The 22,381-nt window shown below is 69.9% G+C and carries 19 protein-coding genes; 7 read left to right on the forward strand and 12 right to left on the reverse strand.

Annotated elements, in window-relative coordinates:
* Nucleotides 1–222: 222 nt before the first annotated feature.
* Nucleotides 223–1,680 carry a B12-binding domain-containing radical SAM protein gene (locus WME76_RS39465; RefSeq protein WP_437957312.1) on the forward strand — a complete coding sequence of 486 codons (1,458 nt, stop codon included), beginning with the start codon at nucleotides 223–225 and terminating at the stop codon, nucleotides 1,678–1,680.
* Nucleotides 1,681–1,760: 80 nt separating this feature from the next.
* Here the strand turns inward: WME76_RS39465 and WME76_RS39470 are convergent, their stop codons facing one another.
* Nucleotides 1,761–3,143, reverse strand: a complete 1,383-nt coding sequence (locus WME76_RS39470; RefSeq protein WP_437957313.1) for a DUF1552 domain-containing protein — start codon at nucleotides 3,141–3,143, stop codon at nucleotides 1,761–1,763.
* Nucleotides 3,144–3,165: 22 nt separating this feature from the next.
* On the reverse strand, nucleotides 3,166–4,848 hold the full coding sequence (locus WME76_RS39475; protein WP_437957314.1) for a DUF1588 domain-containing protein: 1,683 nt from the start codon (nucleotides 4,846–4,848) through the stop codon (nucleotides 3,166–3,168).
* A 308-nt stretch (nucleotides 4,849–5,156) separates the two neighbouring features.
* On the opposite strand from WME76_RS39475, the gene WME76_RS39480 reads away from it, so the two are divergent.
* Entirely contained in the window at nucleotides 5,157–7,490 is a 2,334-nt protein-coding gene (locus WME76_RS39480; RefSeq protein WP_437957315.1) for a DUF3160 domain-containing protein, read from the forward strand.
* 109 nt (nucleotides 7,491–7,599) lie between these two features.
* On the opposite strand, the gene WME76_RS39485 is transcribed toward WME76_RS39480, so the two are convergent.
* Nucleotides 7,600–8,589, reverse strand: a complete 990-nt coding sequence (locus WME76_RS39485) for a LysR substrate-binding domain-containing protein (protein WP_437957316.1) — start codon at nucleotides 8,587–8,589, stop codon at nucleotides 7,600–7,602.
* A 155-nt stretch (nucleotides 8,590–8,744) separates the two neighbouring features.
* Between WME76_RS39485 and WME76_RS39490 the strand changes: the two genes are divergently transcribed.
* A complete protein-coding gene (locus WME76_RS39490) occupies nucleotides 8,745–9,566 on the forward strand; it encodes an arylamine N-acetyltransferase family protein (protein WP_437957317.1) in 822 nt (273 codons plus the stop codon).
* A 55-nt stretch (nucleotides 9,567–9,621) separates the two neighbouring features.
* Here WME76_RS39490 and WME76_RS39495 read toward each other — a convergent pair whose 3' ends face one another.
* The 4 genes from WME76_RS39495 to WME76_RS39510 are packed head-to-tail and all read right to left on the reverse strand — an operon-like array spanning nucleotide 9,622 to nucleotide 14,661.
* Entirely contained in the window at nucleotides 9,622–10,782 is a 1,161-nt protein-coding gene (locus tag WME76_RS39495; RefSeq protein WP_437957318.1) for an XdhC family protein, read from the reverse strand.
* 16 nt (nucleotides 10,783–10,798) lie between these two features.
* A complete protein-coding gene (locus tag WME76_RS39500; RefSeq protein WP_437957319.1) occupies nucleotides 10,799–12,991 on the reverse strand; it encodes a xanthine dehydrogenase family protein molybdopterin-binding subunit in 2,193 nt (730 codons plus the stop codon).
* Nucleotides 12,988–13,992 (reverse strand): FAD binding domain-containing protein, encoded by a 1,005-nt coding sequence (locus WME76_RS39505; protein ID WP_437957320.1) that lies wholly within the window; start codon nucleotides 13,990–13,992, stop codon nucleotides 12,988–12,990. Before WME76_RS39505 ends, WME76_RS39500 begins: the two co-directional genes overlap by 4 nt.
* Before the next feature lie 3 nt (nucleotides 13,993–13,995).
* Nucleotides 13,996–14,661: a (2Fe-2S)-binding protein gene (locus tag WME76_RS39510; protein ID WP_437957321.1), complete on the reverse strand. Its 666-nt coding sequence runs from the start codon at nucleotides 14,659–14,661 to the stop codon at nucleotides 13,996–13,998.
* 95 nt (nucleotides 14,662–14,756) lie between these two features.
* Between WME76_RS39510 and WME76_RS39515 the strand changes: the two genes are divergently transcribed.
* Nucleotides 14,757–15,674, forward strand: coding sequence for a LysR family transcriptional regulator (locus tag WME76_RS39515; RefSeq protein ID WP_437957322.1), 918 nt, complete (start codon nucleotides 14,757–14,759; stop codon nucleotides 15,672–15,674).
* A gap of 4 nt (nucleotides 15,675–15,678) precedes the next feature.
* Here the strand turns inward: WME76_RS39515 and WME76_RS39520 are convergent, their stop codons facing one another.
* Complete coding sequence (locus tag WME76_RS39520) at nucleotides 15,679–16,515, reverse strand: helix-turn-helix transcriptional regulator (RefSeq protein ID WP_437957323.1); 837 nt, start codon at nucleotides 16,513–16,515, stop codon at nucleotides 15,679–15,681.
* 90 nt (nucleotides 16,516–16,605) lie between these two features.
* Between WME76_RS39520 and WME76_RS39525 the strand changes: the two genes are divergently transcribed.
* The 3 genes from WME76_RS39525 to WME76_RS39535 all read left to right on the forward strand — a co-directional run bounded on the left by WME76_RS39525 (nucleotide 16,606) and on the right by WME76_RS39535 (nucleotide 20,480).
* On the forward strand, nucleotides 16,606–17,364 hold the full coding sequence (locus tag WME76_RS39525) for an MBL fold metallo-hydrolase (RefSeq protein ID WP_437957324.1): 759 nt from the start codon (nucleotides 16,606–16,608) through the stop codon (nucleotides 17,362–17,364).
* Nucleotides 17,365–18,318: 954 nt separating this feature from the next.
* Nucleotides 18,319–19,098, forward strand: a complete 780-nt coding sequence (locus WME76_RS39530; protein WP_437957325.1) for a TIGR04255 family protein — start codon at nucleotides 18,319–18,321, stop codon at nucleotides 19,096–19,098.
* A 692-nt stretch (nucleotides 19,099–19,790) separates the two neighbouring features.
* The gene (locus WME76_RS39535; protein WP_437957326.1) at nucleotides 19,791–20,480 is read left to right on the forward strand and encodes a hypothetical protein; all 690 of its coding nucleotides are present in this window, start codon (nucleotides 19,791–19,793) and stop codon (nucleotides 20,478–20,480) included.
* A 27-nt stretch (nucleotides 20,481–20,507) separates the two neighbouring features.
* On the opposite strand, the gene WME76_RS39540 is transcribed toward WME76_RS39535, so the two are convergent.
* The 4 genes from WME76_RS39540 to WME76_RS39555 all read right to left on the reverse strand — a co-directional run bounded on the left by WME76_RS39540 (nucleotide 20,508) and on the right by WME76_RS39555 (nucleotide 22,344).
* Nucleotides 20,508–20,870, reverse strand: a complete 363-nt coding sequence (locus WME76_RS39540) for a hypothetical protein (protein WP_437957327.1) — start codon at nucleotides 20,868–20,870, stop codon at nucleotides 20,508–20,510.
* A 102-nt stretch (nucleotides 20,871–20,972) separates the two neighbouring features.
* Nucleotides 20,973–21,395: an RNA polymerase sigma factor gene (locus WME76_RS39545; protein ID WP_437957328.1), complete on the reverse strand. Its 423-nt coding sequence runs from the start codon at nucleotides 21,393–21,395 to the stop codon at nucleotides 20,973–20,975.
* Nucleotides 21,396–21,596: 201 nt separating this feature from the next.
* Entirely contained in the window at nucleotides 21,597–21,962 is a 366-nt protein-coding gene (locus WME76_RS39550; protein ID WP_437957329.1) for a hypothetical protein, read from the reverse strand.
* Nucleotides 21,963–22,011: 49 nt separating this feature from the next.
* Nucleotides 22,012–22,344 carry a cupin domain-containing protein gene (locus tag WME76_RS39555; RefSeq protein WP_437957330.1) on the reverse strand — a complete coding sequence of 111 codons (333 nt, stop codon included), beginning with the start codon at nucleotides 22,342–22,344 and terminating at the stop codon, nucleotides 22,012–22,014.
* Nucleotides 22,345–22,381 lie beyond the last annotated feature (37 nt).

Consider the following 22,381-nt stretch of genomic DNA (forward strand, 5'->3'; position numbering starts at 1 on the left):
ACCTACCACGGTGGCGAGCCTCCGGTCTCCGCTACGCTCGCTTCCTCGACTCCCGCACGCGCCCCCCACCGTCCCTCCACGATAGCTCCTCCCGCTTCTGGAATCGCCCCGCGCCGCCTTCCGTTACCCTGAGCACGCCTCATCGGATCTCCGCCCGCCCGCGGATCCCCGTCGTCACCGCAAGTCCGGTCCGATGAGGCGCATGCTCCCGAGGAGGCGCCCATGAAGGTGAGGATCGTCGTGAGTTACGTCCCCCGCTACCGCAGGGGACACCGCTTCCATTTCGTCCCGCCGGTCACCGGGATCCACCTCGCGGCGATCACCCCGCCGGAGCACGAGGTCGAGCTCTTTCACGAGCAGGTGCGCCCCGTCCCCGTCGACGCCGCGCCGGACGTCGTCGCGCTCTCGTTCTTCTCCGGCTTCGCGCGCCGCGCCTACGCGCTCGCCGATCGCTACCGCGCCCTCGGCGTGCGCGTCGTCGCCGGGGGGCCGCACGTCTCGTACTGGATCGAGGAGGCGCTCCAGCACGTGGACGTGGTGGTCACCGGGGAGGCCGAGGCGGTCTGGCCCGCGGTCCTGCGCGATCTCGCGCGCGGCACGCAGCGCCGCGTCTATCACGGCGAACCGGCCTCGCTCGCCGGGCTGCCGACCCCTCGCTACGATCTGCTCGAAGACCGCTTCCTCGTCCCCCGCGTGCTCCAGGCGACGCGCGGCTGCCCGTTCACCTGCAGCTTCTGCACGGTGCCCGACCTCAACCCCGGCTTCCGCGTGCGCCCCGTCGACGAGGTGATCCGCGACATCGCCACCACGCATTTCCCCCGCTTCTGGCAGGAGAAGGTCGCCTGGTTCTGGGACGACAACCTGCTCGTCCAGCGCCGCTGGGCCAAGGAGCTCCTGCGCGAGCTCGCCGGGCTCGACCGCTGGTGGCTCACGCAGGCATCCATCGATATCGTCAAGGACCGGGAGCTCCTCGACGCGATGGAGCGGTCCGGCTGTATCGGCATCTTCCTCGGCATCGAGAGCCTCGACGAGGCCGATCTGAAGAGCGTCGACAAGCGCCAGAACCGCGTGCGCGAATACCGCGAGGCCATCCGCAAGCTGCACGATCGCGGGATCTGCGTGATGGCAGGCTTCATCTCGGGCTTCGACGATCAGACGCCGGAGGTCATCGCCTCCACGGCCGATCGGCTGAACGAGATCGGCGTCGACGTCCCGTTCCTGAGCATCCTCACGCCGTTCCGGGGCACGCCGCTGTACGACGAGCACCGGCGGGATGGGCGGATCCTCGAGGAGCGCGACTGGCCCCATTACAGCGGCTACGGGGTCGCCTTCCGGCCGGCGCGCATGTCCCCCGAGCAGCTCCTCGTCGCCCACCGGCAGATGTGGAATCGCGCCTTCAGCCCCGCGGCGGTGCTCGAGCGCCTCGCGCGCGGCGCGCGGTCGTTGAGCCGCGGCGCCATGATGCTGTCCGCGACGATGAACGGCTTCTACGGCCTGAAGCAGATCACCGGCAACGAGCCGGCCGCGCCGCCGCTCGATCCACACGATCGGCAAGGGACGATCCGGCACCCCGCGCCCGGGGACGCGCCGGCCCGGCTCTCGCGCCTCGGCCTGAAGCGGGCCGAGGGCGCCGTCGTTCATCCGGAAGGGCCACGAGACCCCGCCACCTCACCGGGGTGAGCGCGGCGGAGCTCAAGTGATGCGAACCTCGAGGTCAGGCGTGTGCGCGCCGTTCGGTGAGGTGAGTCCAGAGTGGCTTTTCAGGCCAGGAAGCCCGGCAGGGGCCCGCAGCTCGGCTCGATGCCGATCCCGCTCGCGGCGTGGCCGAGCGCGTTCATCACCGACGTGAGCAGCTTGTTCGAGCTCTGCGCGGTGGTGTTGTTGATGTACTGACCCACGTTCACGCCCAGGTTCTTCCCGCCGATCACCAGGTACTGCATGTCCCGCGGGCTGTGGTTGTGGTTCGTGCCGCTCTCCACGCCCCAGAGCAGGATCGTGTTGTCGAGCATCGTGCCGCTGCCCTCGCGGATGCCCGCGAGCTTCTTCGCCAGGTACGCGACGTGGCTCGCCCAGAAGTGATCGAACTTCATGAAGGCCTCGCGCGTGGTCATCGACTGACCGCCGACGGTGACGCTGTCGTTCGTGCGGCTGACGTGCGCGACGACGTCGTGCCAGCTCTGGCCGAAGCCGAGCAGCCCTTCGTGGTGGCCGCCGGAGAAGCTGAAGTGGTAGTCCGCGACCCGCGTGCGATCGCACGTGAACGCGTTGACGATGAGGTCGGCCTGGATCTGCGCCCAGCGCGTGATCGTGGTCGCGTTGTTGGTGCTGCTGCCATAGCCGGAGGTGTCCACGCGCTCGCACGCCCCGCCGACAGGGGCCGACGTGCTACCGCCCATGCCCTTGATGCGCTGCTGCAGCTCGAACAGCGCTTCCACGTGGAGCTCGAGCTTCTGGCGCTCGGCCTCGCCGAGGAAGCGCTGGAGGGTCTTGAGCTCGCCGGTGTTGATCTGGAGGATGCGCTCGTCGGCGGCGCGCTTCGCGGCCGCGACGGCGTCCGGCGTCGTGGTGGGCGACGTCGGCGCGTCGCCGCCGAAGTTGACGCCGTTGAAGATCGTGCCGAACGCGCGTGCGGGGTCGGCCGTGTGCGTCATCGGCTGGCCGGGGCCGCTGTAGGAGATGATGTGGCGCTTGTCGGCGCCGCCGCGATCGGCGACGCACAGGTGGATGCTCGCGAGCGGCGTGCCGCCGCGCAGGTCGGAGTTCTTGAGCAGGATCTGATCGAGCGAGGGACCGTTCGCGTGGTGTGAGCTCTCGTCGACGAAGCGCGCGCCCGTGAAGAGCTGCGCCATGCCCGCCTCGTGATGGTTATCGAACGTCCAGGCGTGGTCGAGCCGCCGCAAGAACAGCATGTCCTTCTCCAGGCCGCGGAAATCGGCGAGCGGCTCCTGGAGCTGGAACGTGGACCCGCTGCCGGTCGGCCACCACTCGGGAGGGTGCGAGTCGGGCGTGAAGATCAGCACCAGCCGCCTGGGCACGACGGTCTGCGCCTCGACCTCGCGGTGGCGCAGCAGCGGCGCCAGGAACATCGCGCCGAGCGCCGTCTTCAGGATGTCGCGTCGGGATACGTCGAAGGGCCTGGGCATGTTCGATCCTCGATGGCCTGAGCTATTCGCGCGCGCGCTCCACCGTGCTCGGCGAGGAGAGGAGCGCCACGAGCAGGTCGCGCAGGAGACCGGTGCGATCCAGCGCCGCCGTGCCCTGCACGACCGGCGGAATGCCGCGCGCAGGCTCGGCCTGGCCGAAATAGAAGCGGAAGGCCTGCCGCGCCACGCACTCGCGGACCCAGGTGCTGCGCGACAGCGCTTCCCCCAGCGCGGCGGCGCTGTCGTACGCGCCGTCGACGTCGGTGTTGACCAGCCGGCCCACCGCGTTGATCGGCTGCGGCGCGGCCGCGGGCGCGGTGAGCGACGGGCTCCTGTACTGCTCGAGCGTCCGGTAGCGGCCCGCGCCGTCGAAATTCTCGAGCATGTAGCCGATATCGTCGGTGAGCGCGTGGCAGCCCTTGCAGGCCGCCTGCGCGGCGTGCGTCTCGTACAGCTCGCGCGTTGTCTTCGGGGCCGTGCGCAGCTCGCTCTCCTCGATCGGCGGCGGCGTGAAGTTCTCGGGCAGCGTGATGTGCTGGCACAGCAGCTGATCGCGGATGAACAGGCCGCGGAGCGTCGGGGACGTGAGGTATTGCTTGGCGGTCCTGGCGAGCACGGAGCCGAGGGAGAGCAGGCCGCTCCGCGCGGTGTCCGTCGCGCCCGAGGCGTCGCTGCGGTAAAACGCGGAGAGCGCGCGATCGGACGGGGTCACAGGCGCCGTGAGCAGGCTCGCGATCGAGCCCTGCATGCCCCCGTGCGCGCGGAGGAAGCTCTGCGTCTCGGCGAACATCGCCGCCTTCACGTCCGCGAAGCCGGGGAACACGTCCTCGAATTTCTCGACCTCGGCCTCGAACGTGTGGAGCCGCAACCACTGGAGGAGGAAATGGCCGAGCTGGTCGGCGGCGCCCGGCGTCGAGAGGAGCTCCTCGATATGGCCAGGGAGCAGCGCGGGATCGGCGAGCTCACCGCGATCGGCGGCGGCGATCAGCGCCGCCGTGGGCGGCGCGCCGAGCACGCTGTACGAGAGGAAGGTCGCGATCTCGTGGTCCGTCAGCCGGAACGCGGCGCTCGCCTCGTCGCTCGGCGCGCCGATCTCGGTCCGGTACAGGAAATAGGGTGAATTCAGCACGCCCTTCAGCACCCAGCGGAAAGGCAGCTCCGGATCCCCGGACGCGGCGGCGAGATCGAAGACCTCCCCGTACCTGGTCAGGTCCTCCGCCGTCGCGGGCCGCCGGAACGCCTTGCTCACCGCCGCGCGCAGGAAGTCCGCCTTGCACGTCGCGTTCACCTTGCCGCACGGGATCAACGCGAGGAGCTGCTGATCGCTGAGCGCGAGCACCGCGGCTTCGGCCTTGGCCGCGTACTGCTCGGCCAGGGTCGCGCGGACGAGCCCGCTGGTGGACATGTTCGGATAGACGCCGTTGTCCGGCACGGGATCCATGTCGGAAACGTCGACCGGCACGCCGAGGACGTGTTGGACGGAGCGGCCGTATTCTTCCGGGGTGAGCAGCCACGTGCGGGCGCGCAGCGCCGCGGAGGCGGGCTGTGGCGCCGCGTAGGGCAAGCTGCCGTCGGCCTGCGGCAGGGGGACATCGCTGCCCGTTCCATCGCTCGCCGAGCCCGGAGACGGATCCCCGAGCTGCCCGGTGCAGGCGAGCGCCCAGGAACCCAGAGCGCAGAGCCAGCCGAGAGATCGAAGGCTCAACCCGGATCTCCGCATGGGCAGATCACCTCTCGGATCGAATGTCAGCGATCAGAGGGTCGATTTCAACTCCAATCGGCCCGCCCGCGGCTCCATCGTAATTCTATTGCTCGGGCATATCGATAGCGGCCGGCCCTCCTGATCGCGCGCCGTGGGTAAGACGGTCTGTCGAGCGCCGCATGGCCGGAGCCGTGCTGTGTTATCCTGTCGCGCGAGCACGGCCCAGTATCCCTCGCCCGCGGCACCTTCCTCGCTCACGGCAGGATCGTCGTGCCCCGGGCGCACCCTGGAGAGGAAACACGATGCGCAACATGCTTCTTCGCCTTCACGTCGTACCGATCCTCGTCGCCCTCGCCGCCGGCTGCTCGGGCGAGGTGAGCCGGCCCATGCCCGGCGTCGACGGCGCCCAGCGCCCACCGGATCAACCGACGGATCAGCCGCCCGATTCGTCGATCGATCCGCCGGTCGATCCGCCGATCGATCCGCCGATCGATTCGCTGCCGGATCAGCCGCTGGGGCCCGAGCAGCAGGCGGAGCTCGACGCGCTGCTCGCCGAGCGGGAGGCCTCGGCGGGCATGACCGCCGACGGCTTCGCCGCGAAGCACCCCGTCTCCTTCGCGTCGGGCCTTTCCTACGCGCCGGCGGACGCCGAGGGCATGTCGCTCCTCCAGAGCACCGCGCTCGCGCTCGACGAGGACGAGCTCGCGAAGCTCTCCGAGAACGGATTCGTCATCTCGAGCAAGAAGTCCTTTCCGACGTTCGTCTACGGCTACGAGAGCATCTACGCGCTCGATCTGCCGCTCTACGTGTCCGCGGACTCGATCCTGTACGCGGTCCACCGCTCGTACGAATCGATCCTGACGGCCCTGGAGTACGCCTCGCTGGCGCCCGAGCTCGGGACGATGCTGAAGGAGATGCGCGCGCGGCTCGCCGAGGGCGCTGGCGGAGAGTTCGGCGCCGAGGCGCGCGCGGACGCGGACCTCTTCACGGCCGTCGCGCTCGCGCTGCTCGACGGCGCGCCGGTCGCCCCCGTCGCGGGCGCTGACGCCGCCACGATCGACGAGCTCGTCGCGGGCGCCCAGGCCCACCAGGGCATGGGCAAGGTGCGCCTCTTCGGCGCCGACCGGCTCATGGACTTCTCGCAGTTCGAGCCGCGCGGCCACTACGCCGACCCCGCGCGCCCCCTGCTCGCGCGCTACTTCCGCAGCATGATGTGGCTCGGCCGCGTGGATTTCCGCTTCCTCGAGGCCCAGCCGGACGGCACCCAGCGCTTCCACCGGCGGCAGCTCGAGGGCGCGTACGTGCTGCGCGCGCTCGCCGAGGCGAAGACCCTCGACCGCTACAAGCGCATCGACGACGCGATCCAGGCCTTCGTCGGCGAGAGCGACTACATGACATTGCCCGAGCTCGACGGCCTGCTCGAGGACCTCGGCCTCGGCGACGCCGCCGGGCTGGCCGGCGTCCCCGACGAGCAGATCGCCAAGGTCGTGGTCGAGAAGGGCCACGGGACACAGCGGATCTCGAGCCACATCATGATCAACGGGCTCGACAAGGGCACGCTCCCCCTCTCGTCGAGCTTCGCGCTGCTCGGCCAGCGGTACGTCGTCGACGCGCACGTGTTCTCGAACGTGGTCTACGACCGGGTGAAGGGCGGCGCGGTCAAGCGCATGATGCCGAGCCCGCTCGACGTGGCCTTCGCCGCGCTCGGCAACGACCAGGCGGGCCAGCTGCTCGCGCCGGAGCTGGGGCAGTTCGACTACGCGTCCGATCTGCACATGATGCGCGTGCTCGTCGACGCGCACCCCGGGGACTTCTGGGGAAAGAACCTCTACAGCCGCTGGCTCGGCGCGCTGCGGGAGCTCTCACCGGCGCGGGCGCTCGGCGACGGCGGGGAGCTGCCCGGCGTGACGAAGACAGAGGCGTGGGGCCGGCGCCTCTTGAACACCCAGCTCGCCTCCTGGGCCGAGCTCCGCCACGACACCCTGCTTTACGCCAAGCAGTCGTACACGGGCGGGGCCACGTGCGAGTTCCCGGACGCGTACGTCGACCCGTACCCGGAGTTCTTCGCGCGCATCGCCGAGCTGGCCGAGCACGGCGGCGAGATCGTCAGCACGCTCGAGCTGCTGAACGCGGTGCCGCTCGAGCCGCTGCTCGACCAGCGCTTGCCGGCGTACTTCTCGCAGCTCCGCGACGTCGCGCGGACGCTCGGCGAGATGGCCGCGAACCAGCGCGCCGGCCTGCCCCTCACGCCGGAACACCTCGATTTCATCAACCAGGCCGTCAAGGTCCAGCGGGGTTGCGGTATTCCGTATGGCTCCAGCGGGTGGTACGCGCAGCTCTTCTTCGACCCGCTCAAGAGCGTGCTGCAGGATCCGACGATCGTCGACGTGCACACCCAGCCGACGGACGCTGGCGGCGCGCCGGTCGGTCGCGTGCTGCACGTCGGCACCGGCATGCCGCGGCTCATGGTCGTGACGGCCGATCCGTGCGGCGGCGCGCCGCGCGCGTTCGTGGGGCTCGCCTCGTCGTACTTCGAGACGATCACCGGGAACTTCGAGCGCATGACCGACGAGGCGTGGGCCGACGAGATCAAGAGTGCGACGCCCGACGACGTGCCCTGGATGAGCGATCTCGTCTCCCGCTGATCCCGTCCTGGCAGAGCTCGGTGCCGACGATGGCGCCCCCCCGCGCTCTGCCAGATCTCGAGAGGAGCCCTGTCTCACGCATCCTCGGCACCGGGGGATCCGTCAGCGCTTACCTCTCCTCTCCGCGCTCGCCAGCAGGAGATCGGGCCCGGGCTCGTTCACGGGAGGGATTGACGCTCGAGCCGGCGCGAGAGGTCCCGCGCCTCACGAGCCGCGGCACCTCGGCCGCAAGGAAGTCCGCGAGCGCGCGCACCGCCGGGAGCTGTCCACGGCGCGACGGCACCAGCATCGTCACGCGGTGATCGCCGACCTGCCACCCGGGCAGCACGCGCCGCAGCTCCCCGCGCGCGCGCTCGTCACCGCACGCGTACTCGGGCAGCGCGGCGACGCCGAGGCCCGCCACGGCCGCGCCCAGGAACGTCACGGAATCGTCGGTGCGCAGGCGCGGCACGAACGGGATCTCCTCGGTCGCCTCGCGAGAATGCAACCTCCAGACCGCGCGAGAGCTCGGCCCCCCGAGCAACAGCCCTGTATGTGTGCGGAGCTCGTCCGGCGTCGCGGGCACGCCGCGCGCATCGAGGTAGCGCGGCGCGGCCATGAGCACCCAGGGCGTCGGCGAGAGCAGCCGCTGCACCAGCCCGGTGTCGGGCAGCGGGCCGCCATAGCCGCGGAGCGCGAGGTCGAAGCGCTCCTCGACCAGATCCACGAAGCGATTGGTCGCGTGGAGGAACACGTCGACCTTCGGATGACGCGCCATGAAGCGCGGCAAGAGCGGCGCGACGAGGTGCTTGCTCATGCCGATCGAGCAGGTGATGCGGATCATCCCGCTGGGCTCCGCGACGCGATCGCGCGCCACGCTCTCGACGGCGTCCGCGGCGACGCGCATCGCGCGCGCGTGCTCGAGCACCTCTTCGCCCACGGCGGTGATGATGAACTTGCGCGAGGTGCGCTGGACGAGCCGCACCCCCAGCCGTTCCTCGAGCAACTGGAGACGCCGGCTCAGGCTGGACTTGGGCACGCCGAGCGCGCGCCCCGCCGCCGACAGCCCGCCGTGCTCCGCGATGCGCGCGAACAGCGCGAGGTCGTTCCATTCGTCCATCGGACCGACCATCGTACCACCTGGTGGACGATGCGTCCAAATGGGCCCGTCTACCAACCTGATCGTCCATGTAGCAGGATGATCACATGAACGATCAGTCCTTGGTCCGAGGGATCGGTGGTTCCGGGAGCCTTCCCGGCTCGAAAGGAGGCGGCATGATCGCGCTCGACGCCTATCTCGCGCGCATTGGATACGACGGCCCGCGCGCGCCGACGCTCGATACGCTGCGCGCCATCCACGCCCTGCATCCGCGCGCGATCGCGTTCGAGAACCTCGACCCGTGGTCGGGGCGGCGCGTCGACCTCTCCCTTGCGGCGCTCGAACGCAAGCTCGTGCACGGCCGCCGCGGCGGGTACTGCTACGAGCAGAACGGGCTGCTCGGGCGCGCGCTGCGCGCGCTCGGGTTCGAGGTGCGCGGACTCGCGGCGCGCGTGCGGTGGGGCGCGCCCGAGGGCGAGACCAGGCCGCGCAGCCACATGCTGCTCCGCGTCGAGCTGGCGGAGGGGCCTTACCTCGCGGACGTCGGGTTCGGGGTGATCGCGCCGGTGGCGCCGCTCAGGCTGGTGCACGACGTCGAGCAGGAGACCCCGCTCGAGACCTTCCGGTTGCGCGGAGAGGATGGCGGTCAGGTGCTCGAGGTGAAGTCGGGTGAGGCCTGGCGCGCGCTGTACTGGTTCGATGGGACCGAGCAGCTCGCCGCCGACTACGATCTCTTCAACTGGTGGGTCTCGACCCACCCCGAGTCGCTCTTCGTGCGGAGCCTTGTCGTGGCGCGACCGACAGCCACCGGTCGCATCACGCTGTTCGACCGCGAGCTCACGTACCGGCGCCGCGACGGAGACGTCGAGCAGCGCACGCTCGAGAGCGCGGACGCGCTGCGCGGCGTGCTCGAGGGGGAGTTCGGGCTCGACCTCTCGGGCCTGGACGGGATCCAGGAGGCCTTGCGCCGCCTCGCCGAGGGCGAGCGCGCGCGGTGAGATGGCCGCGTGGGTCGTCGTGCGCTGCGCGGCCCCTCTACACGCCGGCCCGCGGTCACCGGGTGGCCCCCGCCGCCAGCAGCTCGCCGGCGCGCTCGGTGGGCTGGTGGATCGAGCCGCCGGGACGGTCGCGCAGGCTGCGGCCCTCGCGGCGAGACAGGCACGCCTGCGCCTCCGCGAGGATGGCGAGCGCGATCTCCTCCGGCGTGTCGCCCCCGAGGTCGAGGCCGATGGGGCTGTGCAGACCGCCCGCGCACGCGAACGTGGGATTGCCGCTCTCGGCGAGCAGGCGCTGCGTGCGGCGGCGCGGCCCCAGCAGGCCGAGGTAGGCGACTGGCACCGTGGAGAGCGCCCGCAGGAGCGCCCGGTCCTGCTCCACGCTGTGGGTCATGAGCACGCAGGCCGCTCCGGGCGGGATGGCGAGGCTGGCGAGCGGGGACGCGCGGTCCGTCACCACGACCTCGTCGGCCGCGGGGAAGCGGTCCCGGCGGGCGCGGTCGGCCCGGGCGTCCGCCACCGTCACGTGCCACCCGAGCTCCCTGGCGAGACGCACGAGCGGGACCGCGTCATGGCCGCCGCCGAACACCACGAGCGAGCGCGGCGGGCGTATCACCTCGAGGAAGACGTCGACCCGCGCGTGGGCGCCCCCGAACGCGACCTGCTCGGAGGCGCCGCGCTGCAGCGTGCTCGCGGCGCGCGCGGCGATGCTCCGCGCCAGCGCGGCGTCCGGCAGCCGGCCGCCGGTGCGGCCGTCCGCGTCGAGGGTCACGCGGTCCCCGACGCGAGCCCGGGCGGCGTCGACCGAGCCGATCACGGTCGCGAGCACCCCCGCGCGCCGCTGCGTGACGCACGACGCCAGGAAGCGGATCGGCTCGACCGGCTCCTCCTCGTGGCGCAATCGCTCGAGCAGCACGTGAACGACCCCCTCGCAGCCCAGGTCATACGGGCGCTCACCGTCTTCCTCCTCGCGCGTGCTGTACCGGGCGAGGGCGGGGCTGCCGGTGCGGGTCAACCACCACGCCTTGCGCGCCACCTCGCCTTCCAGGCAGCCGCCGCTCACCGAGCCCACGCGGCGCCCGTCCTCGACGAGCAGCATGCGCGCGCCGGGGCGTCGGTACGCCGACCCCTCCACGCTCACCACCGTCGCCAGCACCGCGTCCTTTCGGTCGCGGACGGCCTCGGACCACAGCGAGATCACGGCGCGTGCTTCGTTCACCGGCTCCCTCCTCGCGTCACAGCACGTCCTCGATCCGGACGGGCAAATGGCGGATGCGGCGCCCGGTCGCGTGATGGATGGCATTCACGATCGCGGGCGCCACGCCGACCATCACCACCTCGCCGAGACCCTTGACGCCCAGGCTGTTGATGACCGGATCCGGCTCGTCGATGAACTCCGCCTCGATCGACCCGATGTCCGCGTTGACCGGGATCACGTACTCCGCGAGATCGGCGTTCAGGAACCCGCCGTACCGGGGATCCACCTCGCTCACCTCGCGCAGCGCCGCGCCGATCCCCCAGACCACGCCGCCGAGGATCTGGCTGCGCGCCGTGCGGGGGCTGATGACCCGGCCACAGTCGACCACGCTCACCACGCGCGGCACGCGGATCCGCCGGGTGCGCGGCTCGATATGCACCTCGACGAACTGGGCGCAGTAGCTCATCGAGACGAACTCGGGGTAGGCCGGGCCGACGGCCGAGACGTGCCCCAGGGCGACACGGTCGAAGATCGCCTCGGGCTGGCCGGGCGCGCGGTGACGCGCCTCGACGTCGACGTGCGGCTCGCCGGCGTCGCGCAGGATCTGCTGGAACGTGCGGTTGGCCGGCCCGTCCCCCGCGAGCCGCTGCAGCTCCTGCAGCAGGTTCAAGGCCGCCTGGCGCACCGCGGGCAGGGTCGTCGCGGCCCCCCAGGAGCCCGCGGTGAGGTGCTGGGGCACGACACCCGTGCTCCCGACAAGCACGTTCACCGCCTCGGCCGGGACGCCGAGCTCCATCGCGACCGTGGCCGCGATGGCCGTGCGGATGCCCTGGCCCATCTCGTGTCCGCCGACGCTCACGAAGATCTCGCCCGCGTCCGTCAGGCGCAGCATCGCGACGGCCGGCGCGGTCGCCGCCTTGTAGGCCCCGATCGCGACGCCCCACCCGACGAGCGTGCCGTCGTCCAGGCGCATCGAGCCCGGCTCCGGCGTTCGCCGCTCCCAGCCAAACCTCTCGGCGCCCCGCTCCAGGCACGCCACGACGTGCCGGGACGAGAAAGGTAGTCCGGTCAGCGGGTCTGTCGACGCGTCGTTGGCGACGCGGAGCACGACAGGGTCGCGCCCGAGCGCGTACGCCAGCTCGTCGACAGCGGTCTCGAAGGCGCATGCGGCGATGTGCTCGAAGGGGGCGCGCGCGAAGCCCGGCGTCTGGATGTCGTTGCGGACCAGGCGTTCGCGGCCGCGGAAGTTCGGGATGCCGTAGAGGCGCGCTGTCAGATCCGCGTAGATCGCCGGGAAGAGGTCGTGGCGCGAGGTCTGGTGATCGACCTCGTGCACGGCGGCCACCAGGGTCCCCGACGCGTCGGCCCCCAGCCGCACCGTATGGCGGCTGGCAGGGCGGAAGCTGGCGCCATTGAAGACCTGCGCCCTGGGCACCACCAGCTTGACCGGTCGGCCGAGCTCGCGCGCGGCCAGCGCGACAAGCGCTGTATGTGACTGCAACGAGTTCTTCTGGCCGAAGCCCCCGCCCGCCGTGGGCGAGAGCACCCTGACCCTGGCCGGCGGCAGACCGAACACCTGGGCCAACCCGTGCCTGAGCGCCTCGGCGTTCTGCGTCGATTCGCGGACCGTGAGCGTCCCGCCGGACCACTCCGCCACGGTGGCCAGGAGCTCCATCGGGTTCTGGTGCTGGGGAGGGCCTTCAAACGTCGTGTCCACACGCACCGCGGCCGCCGACAGCGCCCCCTCCGCGTCGCCGGCGACCCGATCCGCGAAGGCCGGCTTCGGCAACGGGGAGTCGGCCTGCGCGAGGATCTCCGCGCCTTCCGCGTCGAGCCGCACGCAGGGGGCCTCCTGCTCGTACGTGGCGCGGACGAGCGCCGCGCCCTCTCTGGCCGCTTCGAGCGAGTCGGCCACCACGATCGCGATCGGCTGGCCGCGGTAGGCGATCGCGGTATCCAGCATCGGCAGCAGGCTCTGGACGCCGTAGCCGCCGCCGAGCACGTACCCGGGCGACTTCATGCCTGCCGTGTCGCTGTGGGTCAGGACGAGCCGAACGCCGGAGACGGCGCGGGCCTCGTCCACATCGATGCTCACGAGGCGACCGCGGCCGATCGTCGCCACCGCGAGCATCGCGTGGGCGAGCCCCGGGACGACATGGTCGGCGGCATACTGGGTCGCGCCGCGGACCTTCTCGCGCGCGTCGACCCTCGGGATATCCGGGTTGCTCATGGCACTTCTACCCTCTCTCGTGCGATCATCAAGGCGTCCGTGACCGTCCGCGCCCCCAGCTCGACCTTGAACGCGTTGTGGGTGCCTGGCCTCGCGGCCGCGAACGCCGCCTGGCCAGCGCGCTCTGCGACTTCCACGGTGAGGGGCTGGCCGAGCAGCGCGCCCTCGGCCTCCCGCGACCGCCACGGCCGGGTCGCGACGCCGCCGAGGGCGACCCGCGCTTCCTCGATCACGCCGCCGCTGAGCCGGACGGCGACGGCCGCCGACGCGAGCGCGAACGCGTAGGATTCGCGGTCGCGTATCTTGTGATAGGTCGACGCCCGGCCCGCCTGGGACCTCGGGACGCGGACGCGGACGATCAGCTCGTCGGCGGCCAGGTTCGTCTCGGCGTCCGGCGTCTCGCCCGGCTCCCGGTGCAGATCCAGGAGGGGAATCGAGCGCTCGCCCCGCGGGCTCAGCGTGTCCACCACCGCGTCGAACGCCGCCAGGGCCACGCCCCAGTCCCCCGGATACACAGCGGCGCACGCGTCGCTCGCGCCGAGGAGCGCGTTGCCGCGATCCAGGCCGTCCCGAGCCGCGCACCCGCTGCCGGGCGCCCGCTTGTTGCAGGGGAACGCCTCGCCTCCGCGGAAATAGGCGCAGCGGGTCCGCTGAAGCAGGTTTGCGCCCAGCCGCGCCATGTTGCGGAGCTGCTGCGAGGCGGCTTTCCACAGCGCCTCCGACAGCGCGGGGTAGTCCTCCCGCAGCCGGCGATCTGCGGCCACATCGCTCATCCGCGCCATCGCCCCGAAGACCAGCTCGTCCGGACCGGAGGTGTCGAATTGCGCGAGCGCGTCGAGGTGGGTGACGTCGATGATCCGGAGGGGGGCCTCCACGCCGAGCTTCATGAGATCGTAGAGCGTGGTCCCTCCCGCCAGGAACCGGGCTCCGGGGCCGAAGTCGGCCATGGCCTCGACGGCCTCGGCCGGCGTCGCGGGGCGCGTGTACGTGAAGCTTCGCATGGCTCAGGTCCCCTCGATCTCCGGCGCCGCCTGCTGGATCGCAGCGACGATGGCCGTGTAGGCGCCGCACCGGCACAGATTGCCGCTCATGTACTCGCGTATCTGCTCCGCGGACCCGGCGTTGCCCTCGCGGACGCAGGCCACCGCCGCCATGATCTGGCCGGGCGTGCAATACCCGCACTGCAATGCATCGTGATCGATGAAGGCTTGCTGCATGGGGTGCAGCCGCCCGTCGCTCGTCGACAGCCCCTCGATCGTCGTGATCTCCCGGCCGTCGGCCTGCACGGCGGCGGTGAGGCAGGACGCGACGCGACGGCCGTCGAGGTGCACGGTGCACGCGCCGCACTGGCCGTGGTCGCAGCCCTTCTTGGCGCCGGTCAACTGGAGCTGCTCGCGGAGCACATCCAGGAGAGACGATCGCAGGTCGATGTCGAGCTCGACCCTCGCGCCGTTGACGATGAACCCGAGGGTCGCGTCCGCGTTCGTCAACGGGCTGTCGGCGGGGCCGCAGCCGATCCCGTGCAGCGACAGCCCGCTGGCCGCGGCCGTCGTCGCCGCGATCGAGCCCGCGGTGAACTGACGTCGCGTGAGGAGGGAGGCCGCGATCAGCCTGGCGCCGATGTCCGGCGCGTCGGCGGCCTCCCTGGATAACGCTCCAGGATCAGGCATGGATGGAGCTGTCTTGTCGCGCATGGTGATCTCCTCGCAAAGCGACCATGCCCCCGCGCGTCCCACCCCACCAAGGAATAGGGTACATACGTCACATGAACGCCGGTTATGGGAGAGACCTCGACCTCAACCTCCTGCGCGTGTTCGTGGTGGTCGCGGACACGGGCAGCGTCACCGCGGCGGCCAGCCGGCTGTACCTGACCCAGCCGGCGGTCAGCGCGGCGCTGCGCCGGCTGACCACCACCATCGGCGCTCCGCTGTTCGTGCGGCGGGGGCGTGGACTCGCGCTCACCGGGCGGGGCGCGCGGCTGCACGCGGCGCTCTCGCCCCACCTCCAGGCGATCGTCGACGCCGCGCTCAGCGAGCCGCACTGGAGCCCGGCGACCAGCGAGCGCACGCTGCGCATCGGCCTGTCGGACACGTGCGAGCTCTGGCTCCTGCCCGCGCTGCTCCGCGCCCTCGCGCGCGAGGCGCCGCGGATGCGCGTGATCGCCGTGCCGGTGCAGTTCCGCACGGTCGCGGCGGCGCTCGCGGGCGGCCTCGACGCCGCGGTCACCGTCGCCGATGAGCTCCCCGTGACCGTGCGCCGACAGCCGCTGTTCTGTAGTGGCTTCGTGTGCCTGTTCGATCCGCGCCACACGCGCCTCCGGCGCAAGCTGACCGCGGACGACTACTTCGCGCTCGAGCACGTGATCGTCAGTTACAACGGCGACCTGCGCGGCATCGTCGAGGACGTGGTGCAGCGCCCGCGCAACGTCCGCTGCTCGGTCTCGTCGTTCGCGACCCTCGGCGCGCTGCTCGACGGCAGCTCCCTCGTCGCCACCGTCCCCGCCATCGTCGCGGCGAACATCCGCGAGACCCGGAGCCACCTCGCCACGCGCCCGCTGCCGTTCGAGATCGAGGGCACGCCGACAGAGCTCCTGTGGCCGACAGGCACCGACGACGACGAGGCGTGCCGGTTCGTGCGCGGCAAGATCCTCGAGCTCGCGCGGTCCGCCTTGCCGAAGCTCTAGCTGATCAATCGATGGATAGACCGTCGAGCGCGGCGCGCCGGTAGGCCGCCGGCGTCGTGGCGAAGTGGCCCCGGAACAGGCGCGTGAAGTGGCTCGTGTCGCGGAAGCCCCAGCGCGCGGCGATCTCGAACACCGCGTCGTCCGGGCGGGTCGAGAGCTCGCTCGCCGCCCGCTCGAGGCGACGTCGCCGGATGTGCGCGGCCAGCGAGCTGCCGAGCTGCTCTGCCATCACGCCGTCGAGATAGCGGCGGCTCACCCCCTGCGCCCGCGCGATGTCCGCCGGCTGGAGCGCCGGGTCGCCGAGGCGCAGCTCGATCTCGGCCAGCGCCCGCTCGACCCGGGCCCGCGGGAGCTCGGGCGCGCGGCCGCACATCCCGATCGCCTCGAGCACCACGCCCACGGCCGCCATGCAGTCGCGCTCCGACAGCGACGAGCTCTCGCGCAGGATCTGGCGCAGGAGCCCCGCCACGACCCGCTCGCCTGCGTGCTCTTCGCCGCGCCCGACGGCCGTCCGGAGGTCGACCCCCGGGTGCCGCTGCTGCACCACCGAGAGCGGCAGCCGCAGCAGCAGCCGCCGCCCCCGGCTCATCGAGAGCTCGAAGGGGGCGTCCGACTGGATCCAGGCGAACGTCCCCTCGCGCAGGATGGCCCGGCGGCCCCCCTGCGCGACGACCCCCTCGCCCTCGGCCACGGCGACGATCTTGAGCAGCCCCGTGGCGTGCAGGGGCTCGCAGCGGACCTCGAACGGCGCGTCGCCGAGCCAGAGCAGCTCGCCCGGGCCGGCCCGCACCGCGCGCTCGAGCATCGAGTCCGGGGGCGCCGCCACGTGGGTCAGTTCCATCGTGGACCATCCGCCGCGTCGAATCGGGCCAGGCGCTGCCCGCCAGGGCACCCCACGCTGGGACCAGGCGTTCGGCCCCGGAGGAACATCATGTCTGCCATCCAGATCATTCGCGTGCCCATTTTACCCTTTCGCATGCTCAACGCCCACCTGCTCGTCGGCGCCGCGGGGTGCGTGCTGATCGATGCCGGCGTGCCGGGCGCGGCGCCCAGGGTGGGTGAGGCGCTGACCCGCGCGGGCCGCGGCTGGTCCGACCTGAAGTTGATCGTGGTCACTCACGCCCACGTCGACCACGCCGGGGGCGCCGCCGCGCTGCGCGAGCGGTCCGGAGCGCTCGTCGTGGCCCACGAGGCCGAGGTCGAGCACCTCAACGGACGTGCCCCGATGACCTTCTGCCCGACCGGGTGGTTCGGCCGCGTGTTCGTCCGGGCCCCTCTCGTGCACGAGCGCTACGCCCCCGTCGCGCCCGACCTCGTGCTGTCCGGCGACGAGACGCTCGACCTGGCGCCCTACGGGGTCGCGGGTCGCGTGCGCCACACGCCGGGACACACCCGGGGGTCGCTCTCGGTCGTCCTCGAGTCGCGCGAGGCGCTGGTCGGCGATCTGGTCGCCTCGGGGCTGATGCTGGGCGGGCTGGCGCGCATGGGCCATGCGATCCGGCCCCCCTTCGAGCTGGACCCGCGCGCCGTCGGCGTCGAGCTGGAGCGGCTGGTCGACGAGGGGGTGCAGACCTTCTACCTGGGCCACGGAGGGCCGCTCGGCGCCGCCGAGGTGCGGCGGCACGCCCGCGTGCTGGCCGGCTCCGTCGCCGGCGTGCGCCACCTGCAGCGGATGCCTCAGCCGCGGTGAGTACGGCCCCACGGCGCGGGGGCAGGGGGCAGGGGGCAGGGCAGGAAAAGCAGAACGATTCGAGGAGTTCGAGGGCGAATCGCCGCGCTCACCTCGGGTGATAGAAGGTTGTTTGCGCGAGCGATCGGCTGCAGGCTTTCACGGCCATCGACATCGTGGCCAGACGTCTGGCTGTCCGTGGCCAGACGTCTGGCTGTCCGTGGCCAGACGTCTGGCTGTCCGTGGCCAGACGTGTGGTGGTGGTTAATTTGACCAACCGGCCCACCGCGGCCTTGACGGGTGCTTAGGGGACGGCCGCGGGCCGCCTCTCTCTCCGCTCATAGCTGAGCGGAAGCGGTACGAAGCACAGGTTCAAAGGATCCGATTTCAGCAGAACAACCCACCTCGTATCCCTGACAATGTGGTTTGCGATCACCAGCGAGCCGTACGGTGTCACGTCACCAGGTTTCCACATGAAGACCTCCCGCGGGCAGACCGGCCCGCGAGAAGCAGCGTACGAGGTCAGCGCCAGATGTATCGCGGGCGCGTTCAGTTAGGCCGAACCGAGTCGCCGTCGCCTTGACGCTCGACCCGACGCCTGAGCCACGCCATCGGCGCCGCCCCCCTCGACATCCCCGCCGCACGCGCACGCAGCGCCCCCACCCCCCCGCCGTCAGAGCCGCCGTCCGCGCCTGGGCCGATGCATTGGAAGCAGATGAGCCTGTCCCCGTCGTGAAGTCTGACCCGACAACGCAGCGCGTTAGTCCAGCTCACAGGTCCGGCCACTCTCATCGGCGCCGCCGCGGCCACGCAAGGACCACCACATGTGGTGGTCGCACGCACGCGGAGCCCCAGGTATTGATCCTGCCGTCACAGACGGGCTCGCTGGAATAGCGTACGGGGTCCAGGTGTTGCGCGCCACGGCCGGCGCATGGTGTACTCTAGGCGGCCGAAGGATCCAACGTCGAGCGACCGATGCCATTCCCCGAGTCAAAGCGTGTCTTGTACGGCAAAAACCCACTGGAGGAAGTTGTCTGTCAGCTCCGCTTTCCACCGATTCTTCGAATCGTGGCAGAGCCGCCCGCCGCGTTTCAAGATTCAGTCCGAGTTACGTTCCCACTGTACAGGCGCGTCGTTGCGCAGCCGCCGCTCGGACTGCAATTGCCACCAGAAATAATGCAAGCGATCTCGGCAGGCGGTGGCGTTACGCACGAGTTTTCGTCGGCCGACCAATCATGGACGCTTTCCCTGGCGCAAGACTTCATCGCGCTAACGACTAAGGCGTATCGTCAATGGTCGGATTTCAAGGAGAAGCTGCGGACTCCGCTGTCCGCTCTTCGTGACGTGTACGCACCCGCGTTCTTTAGCCGTGTCGGCCTTCGTTACCGCGATCGAATTGACCGCGAGGCGTTCGGGTTAGTTGGCGTTGAATGGAGAGAGCTTCTGACATCAGAGGCTCTTGGCGAGCTTGCCGATGCGTCGATTGGCCCAAATGTAGAGCACGTGCTGCGAGAGCTCATTGTGCGGCTCACCGAGGAGTCTGGTCGGGTACGCATTGTACACGGCCTCGACCACGACGGGGTGAAGCCGACCTACATCATCGACAGTGACTTCTTTTCCGAGAAGCAAACCGAGACTGGAGTAGTCGACAATGTCCTCGATGAGTTCAACCGACGAGCTGGTCACCTCTTTCGCTGGTACATCACCCAGCACCTCCACAGCGCAATGGAACCGCGGGACCCCGACGCAGACTAGATCGCCGGCACGCCAGACGATGGTACCCTGGACCACGCCAACGATTCGGCACGAGGTACGTGTAACTCGCGAGCAGGCGACCGATAGGAATTACGGTGATATTGAGGCGCACTTTGTGCGTGCGCTGTGTCACTGGCTAGTTGATCAACTACCCGCAAGAGCATACGCAAACGCACTGTCATCTCTAGTTGAGATGCGTGACGTATACACGACGAATGCGCGGATACCGCCTCCTGGTAACATAAAGACCGCGAGAGGGCCAGCATCTGACGTGCCTACCAGCGCGCCGGAGACGGCGAGCCATCAGGGGCCTAGTAATCCGTTCGTTATCGCGCTCATGGCGGCTCGTGACATCGACTCGATTGATGCTGCTACATCGGCTATACAGACCCGCCTTAGATCGTACCGCGATGAAGCGGTTGCTAACGAGCTTTATGGTATAGCTCGCGGCCGGATTGGTGTCTCATGCGACCAGGATCAGCGAATCCTCGCCATGGAGGCTATTGCCGGAGCGAAGGTTGCTTCGTTTGAGCCGATGGTTTTGGAACTCATCCGGCACATGTGCTCTGCCGACGACGAGCACGACGAGCATTTGCAAGTGGCAGCAGTTGCTGTGGCTACTCACTTATCAAGACACGGAAAGCGAGAGCTTCGCTCGATGATGACACGACTGTCTACCGAAGCATCGGAGCGTGTGCGTCGCGCAGCAGCAGCTTTCTTGCGTGCGTCGGCTCATATTTGATGTCGGAGCGAAAACCATTGTGGAAGAGTGGCTCGCAATAGGCATATCGGGGCGTGGTAGCTGGATAGAAAAAAATCCTGATGCTTCGCAGTGTGCGGGCGCTCTCAAGCCTAGAGACAAGGAACGCAGGAAGTCTGCCTGGGCTTACGTGGAGGGATCTATGGTGAACCCTCTGCTGCCTATTAGGCTCGTCCTACGCGTTGGTCGGATAGGGCGCTGGTGTGGCAGTATTGCTTCTGAGGTGTTTCGTAGAGGTAATGCTAACGCCACGGTGGAGTTGCACGCGCTTGCATTGCTTCTATTTCGATTGACGGGCACGCCGCGGTCCGTTCCCCCTAGTCAGGTATGGGTCTTGTTGTTTAAGAGGTCGCAAGTAGCCCCGGAGCTGATTGCGAACGAAGATAATCCGCATATCGTTCCGGCCTATGACCACACCCATCGCGAGCTCGATACCGCAAACGAGCACGAACGACTGAAGCTCGTTCGTAAGCTTATTGCTGGTAGGTACAGGCACGCATTCGATGTGCGTGATTTTACGCTCGACGAACTCAAGCCTATTCTTAAGGATCTTTTAACCTCAAACTTGATCCGGGATGAGTACGTTGCAGCCGCCAAGGCGGCGCTTGGTGACTTCGCGTGACTGGCGCTCGCGAATGATGTTGCCCCCCTACGGCGCCGATCGCCTGGAGGTACTGCGCGTATCGCTGACGATATATCTCTCGTAACGCGCCGGGGGCTTGGCTGGGCCTCGGAACTGATGGGTCGGCGACCCGCCGCCCTCGACCATCAGCGCCATCACCGCGATCTCGCGCAGCACCTCGCCCGGGGTGCGCTTCTCGTTGTGGGCGATGGCCTTGATGACGGGCTCCAGCGGCTGCGAGCACAGCCTCGGGCCCGGCACCATTCGCGGCTGGATGTGGAACGGCGGGGCTCGTGGGTCGGGCCACTGCGGCGGGATCCAGGAGAACGCGATGTCCTCCGGCCAGTCGCGCGCGATGGACGCGGTCGGCCGGTAGCCATTCGCACGCACGCACGCACGCCTCGATGTCGTCGGGCGAGATGCGCCGGGTGACCGGCTTCCCGGGGAAGGTGAGGCTGTGCCGGTGCTTCGGGTCGCGGATGTTGATCTTCATCAGCGCCACCTCCGGAGCCGCAGCGCGAGTGCCTCCCGGGTGATGCGGAGCCGGCTGGCCGCGGTGAACGGGTTCATCCCGCGCTGCGCGGCGTACGCCGAGAGGGTCTCCGGGGCGTCGACGGCCAGCAGGATCTCCCGATGGCGCGGCTCCAGCCGTTCGATCGCCCTGAGCAGGTCGCGCGTCTCCACCTGGCCGTCGAGGCTCGGACCGACGATGCCGCGGAGCCTGCCGAGCGGCTGCGGGTCCAGGATGAAGCGCCGCACGTACGCCGAGTCCAGGTACTTCGCCGCCTGCGGCCACGCGATGCCGTGGAGCCACTTCCGGAGCGCGTCGCGCGGCTTTCCCTTCGGGTCTGGCCGGTACTTGCCGCGCCGGATGGCGCTCCACGCGGCGACGAGCACGAAGTGTACAACGGACACGTCGGACCTCGTTCGCAGCGGGGTTCGGCCACGCGGTCCGGGGTGTTCGCAGCACCCGCGTACCGCAATTGCTTGCGGCCGAACCTACGCGGCGAGATCCGCAGTCGCCACCGGGATCAGGCTATTTTGATCACTCGCGGGAAAACTGACCATCACCAGACGTCTGGCTGTGCGTGGCCAGAGCCGCCGCGTCGGCTGGGCTCAATCCTCGAGCGCGGCGAATTGCTCGAGCACCTTCGGCAAGCTCAGGGTAACGGAGGTGCTATGGTCCACCTCGCCGAAGTCGACCAGCCTGGTCTCGGCCCCCCGCGCTTCGAGCAGCTCCTGGCAATGGTGCGCGTTCGCGATCGGCACGTCGCGATCGCCGGATGACGCGTGGAGATGCACGGGCACGCCGGGACGCCAATCGCACGTGCTGTCGGCCTCCGGGAGCGCCTCGAGGAGCGTGCCCGTCGGGGGCCGCAGGGAGTCCAGGAACTGCGGTGTGAACAGCTCCTCGAGCGTCGTGGGCAGCGCCTCGAAGAACTGGTCGCCGGTGTGATGGCCGTCGAAGAGGTCTTCCCCCATCTCGTCATAGGGGGCGCGGAACGCGTCGCTCGGCCCGGTTCGCGCGCGCTCAGCGCGCTTCGGTGACGTCGAGTCCGCCCGGAAGGACGACGAAGAACACGCTCTCCTCCTCGGCATACCCGTCATGGCTCTCGCCCGGCGCGGTCCAGAGGTAGTCGCCCGGCGAGAGCACGCGCTCGCCGACCCGGAGCTTCCCCGAGACGAGGTACGTCTCCTCGCCGCCCGGGTGGTCATGGCGCCGCGCGCGCGCGCCCTTCTCCATGCGAACGAGCACCGTCATCCCGCCGCCGCCGCCGTGGCGGCGCAGGAAGCTGAAGTGGACGCCGGGCGCGACGGTCTCGAACGGCTGATCTTGCTGGGGGCGAAAGGTCGTCGTGTTCATGAAGCCACTATGAACGTCGTCTCGGCATGTGAGAAAC

It is taken from the genome of Sorangium sp. So ce119, assembly GCF_051524405.1.
GTDB lineage: Bacteria > Myxococcota_A > Polyangia > Polyangiales > Polyangiaceae > Sorangium > Sorangium cellulosum_G.

What these genes read in the sequence shown, in the direction of transcription:
- WME76_RS39525 (WP_437957324.1), top strand. Translation starts at nt 16,606, where the DNA reads ATGTCTGCCATCCAGATCATTCGCGTGCCCATTTTACCCTTTCGCATG.
- WME76_RS39505 (WP_437957320.1), bottom strand. Translation starts at nt 13,992, where the DNA reads ATGCGAAGCTTCACGTACACGCGCCCCGCGACGCCGGCCGAGGCCGTC.
- WME76_RS39510 (WP_437957321.1), bottom strand. Translation starts at nt 14,661, where the DNA reads ATGCCTGATCCTGGAGCGTTATCCAGGGAGGCCGCCGACGCGCCGGAC.
- WME76_RS39465 (WP_437957312.1), top strand. Translation starts at nt 223, where the DNA reads ATGAAGGTGAGGATCGTCGTGAGTTACGTCCCCCGCTACCGCAGGGGA.
- WME76_RS39530 (WP_437957325.1), top strand. Translation starts at nt 18,319, where the DNA reads ATGCCATTCCCCGAGTCAAAGCGTGTCTTGTACGGCAAAAACCCACTG.
- WME76_RS39480 (WP_437957315.1), top strand. Translation starts at nt 5,157, where the DNA reads ATGCTTCTTCGCCTTCACGTCGTACCGATCCTCGTCGCCCTCGCCGCC.
- WME76_RS39485 (WP_437957316.1), bottom strand. Translation starts at nt 8,589, where the DNA reads ATGGACGAATGGAACGACCTCGCGCTGTTCGCGCGCATCGCGGAGCAC.
- WME76_RS39515 (WP_437957322.1), top strand. Translation starts at nt 14,757, where the DNA reads ATGAACGCCGGTTATGGGAGAGACCTCGACCTCAACCTCCTGCGCGTG.
- WME76_RS39555 (WP_437957330.1), bottom strand. Translation starts at nt 22,344, where the DNA reads ATGAACACGACGACCTTTCGCCCCCAGCAAGATCAGCCGTTCGAGACC.
- WME76_RS39490 (WP_437957317.1), top strand. Translation starts at nt 8,745, where the DNA reads ATGATCGCGCTCGACGCCTATCTCGCGCGCATTGGATACGACGGCCCG.
- WME76_RS39470 (WP_437957313.1), bottom strand. Translation starts at nt 3,143, where the DNA reads ATGCCCAGGCCCTTCGACGTATCCCGACGCGACATCCTGAAGACGGCG.
- WME76_RS39550 (WP_437957329.1), bottom strand. Translation starts at nt 21,962, where the DNA reads ATGGGGGAAGACCTCTTCGACGGCCATCACACCGGCGACCAGTTCTTC.
- WME76_RS39500 (WP_437957319.1), bottom strand. Translation starts at nt 12,991, where the DNA reads ATGAGCAACCCGGATATCCCGAGGGTCGACGCGCGCGAGAAGGTCCGC.
- WME76_RS39520 (WP_437957323.1), bottom strand. Translation starts at nt 16,515, where the DNA reads ATGGAACTGACCCACGTGGCGGCGCCCCCGGACTCGATGCTCGAGCGC.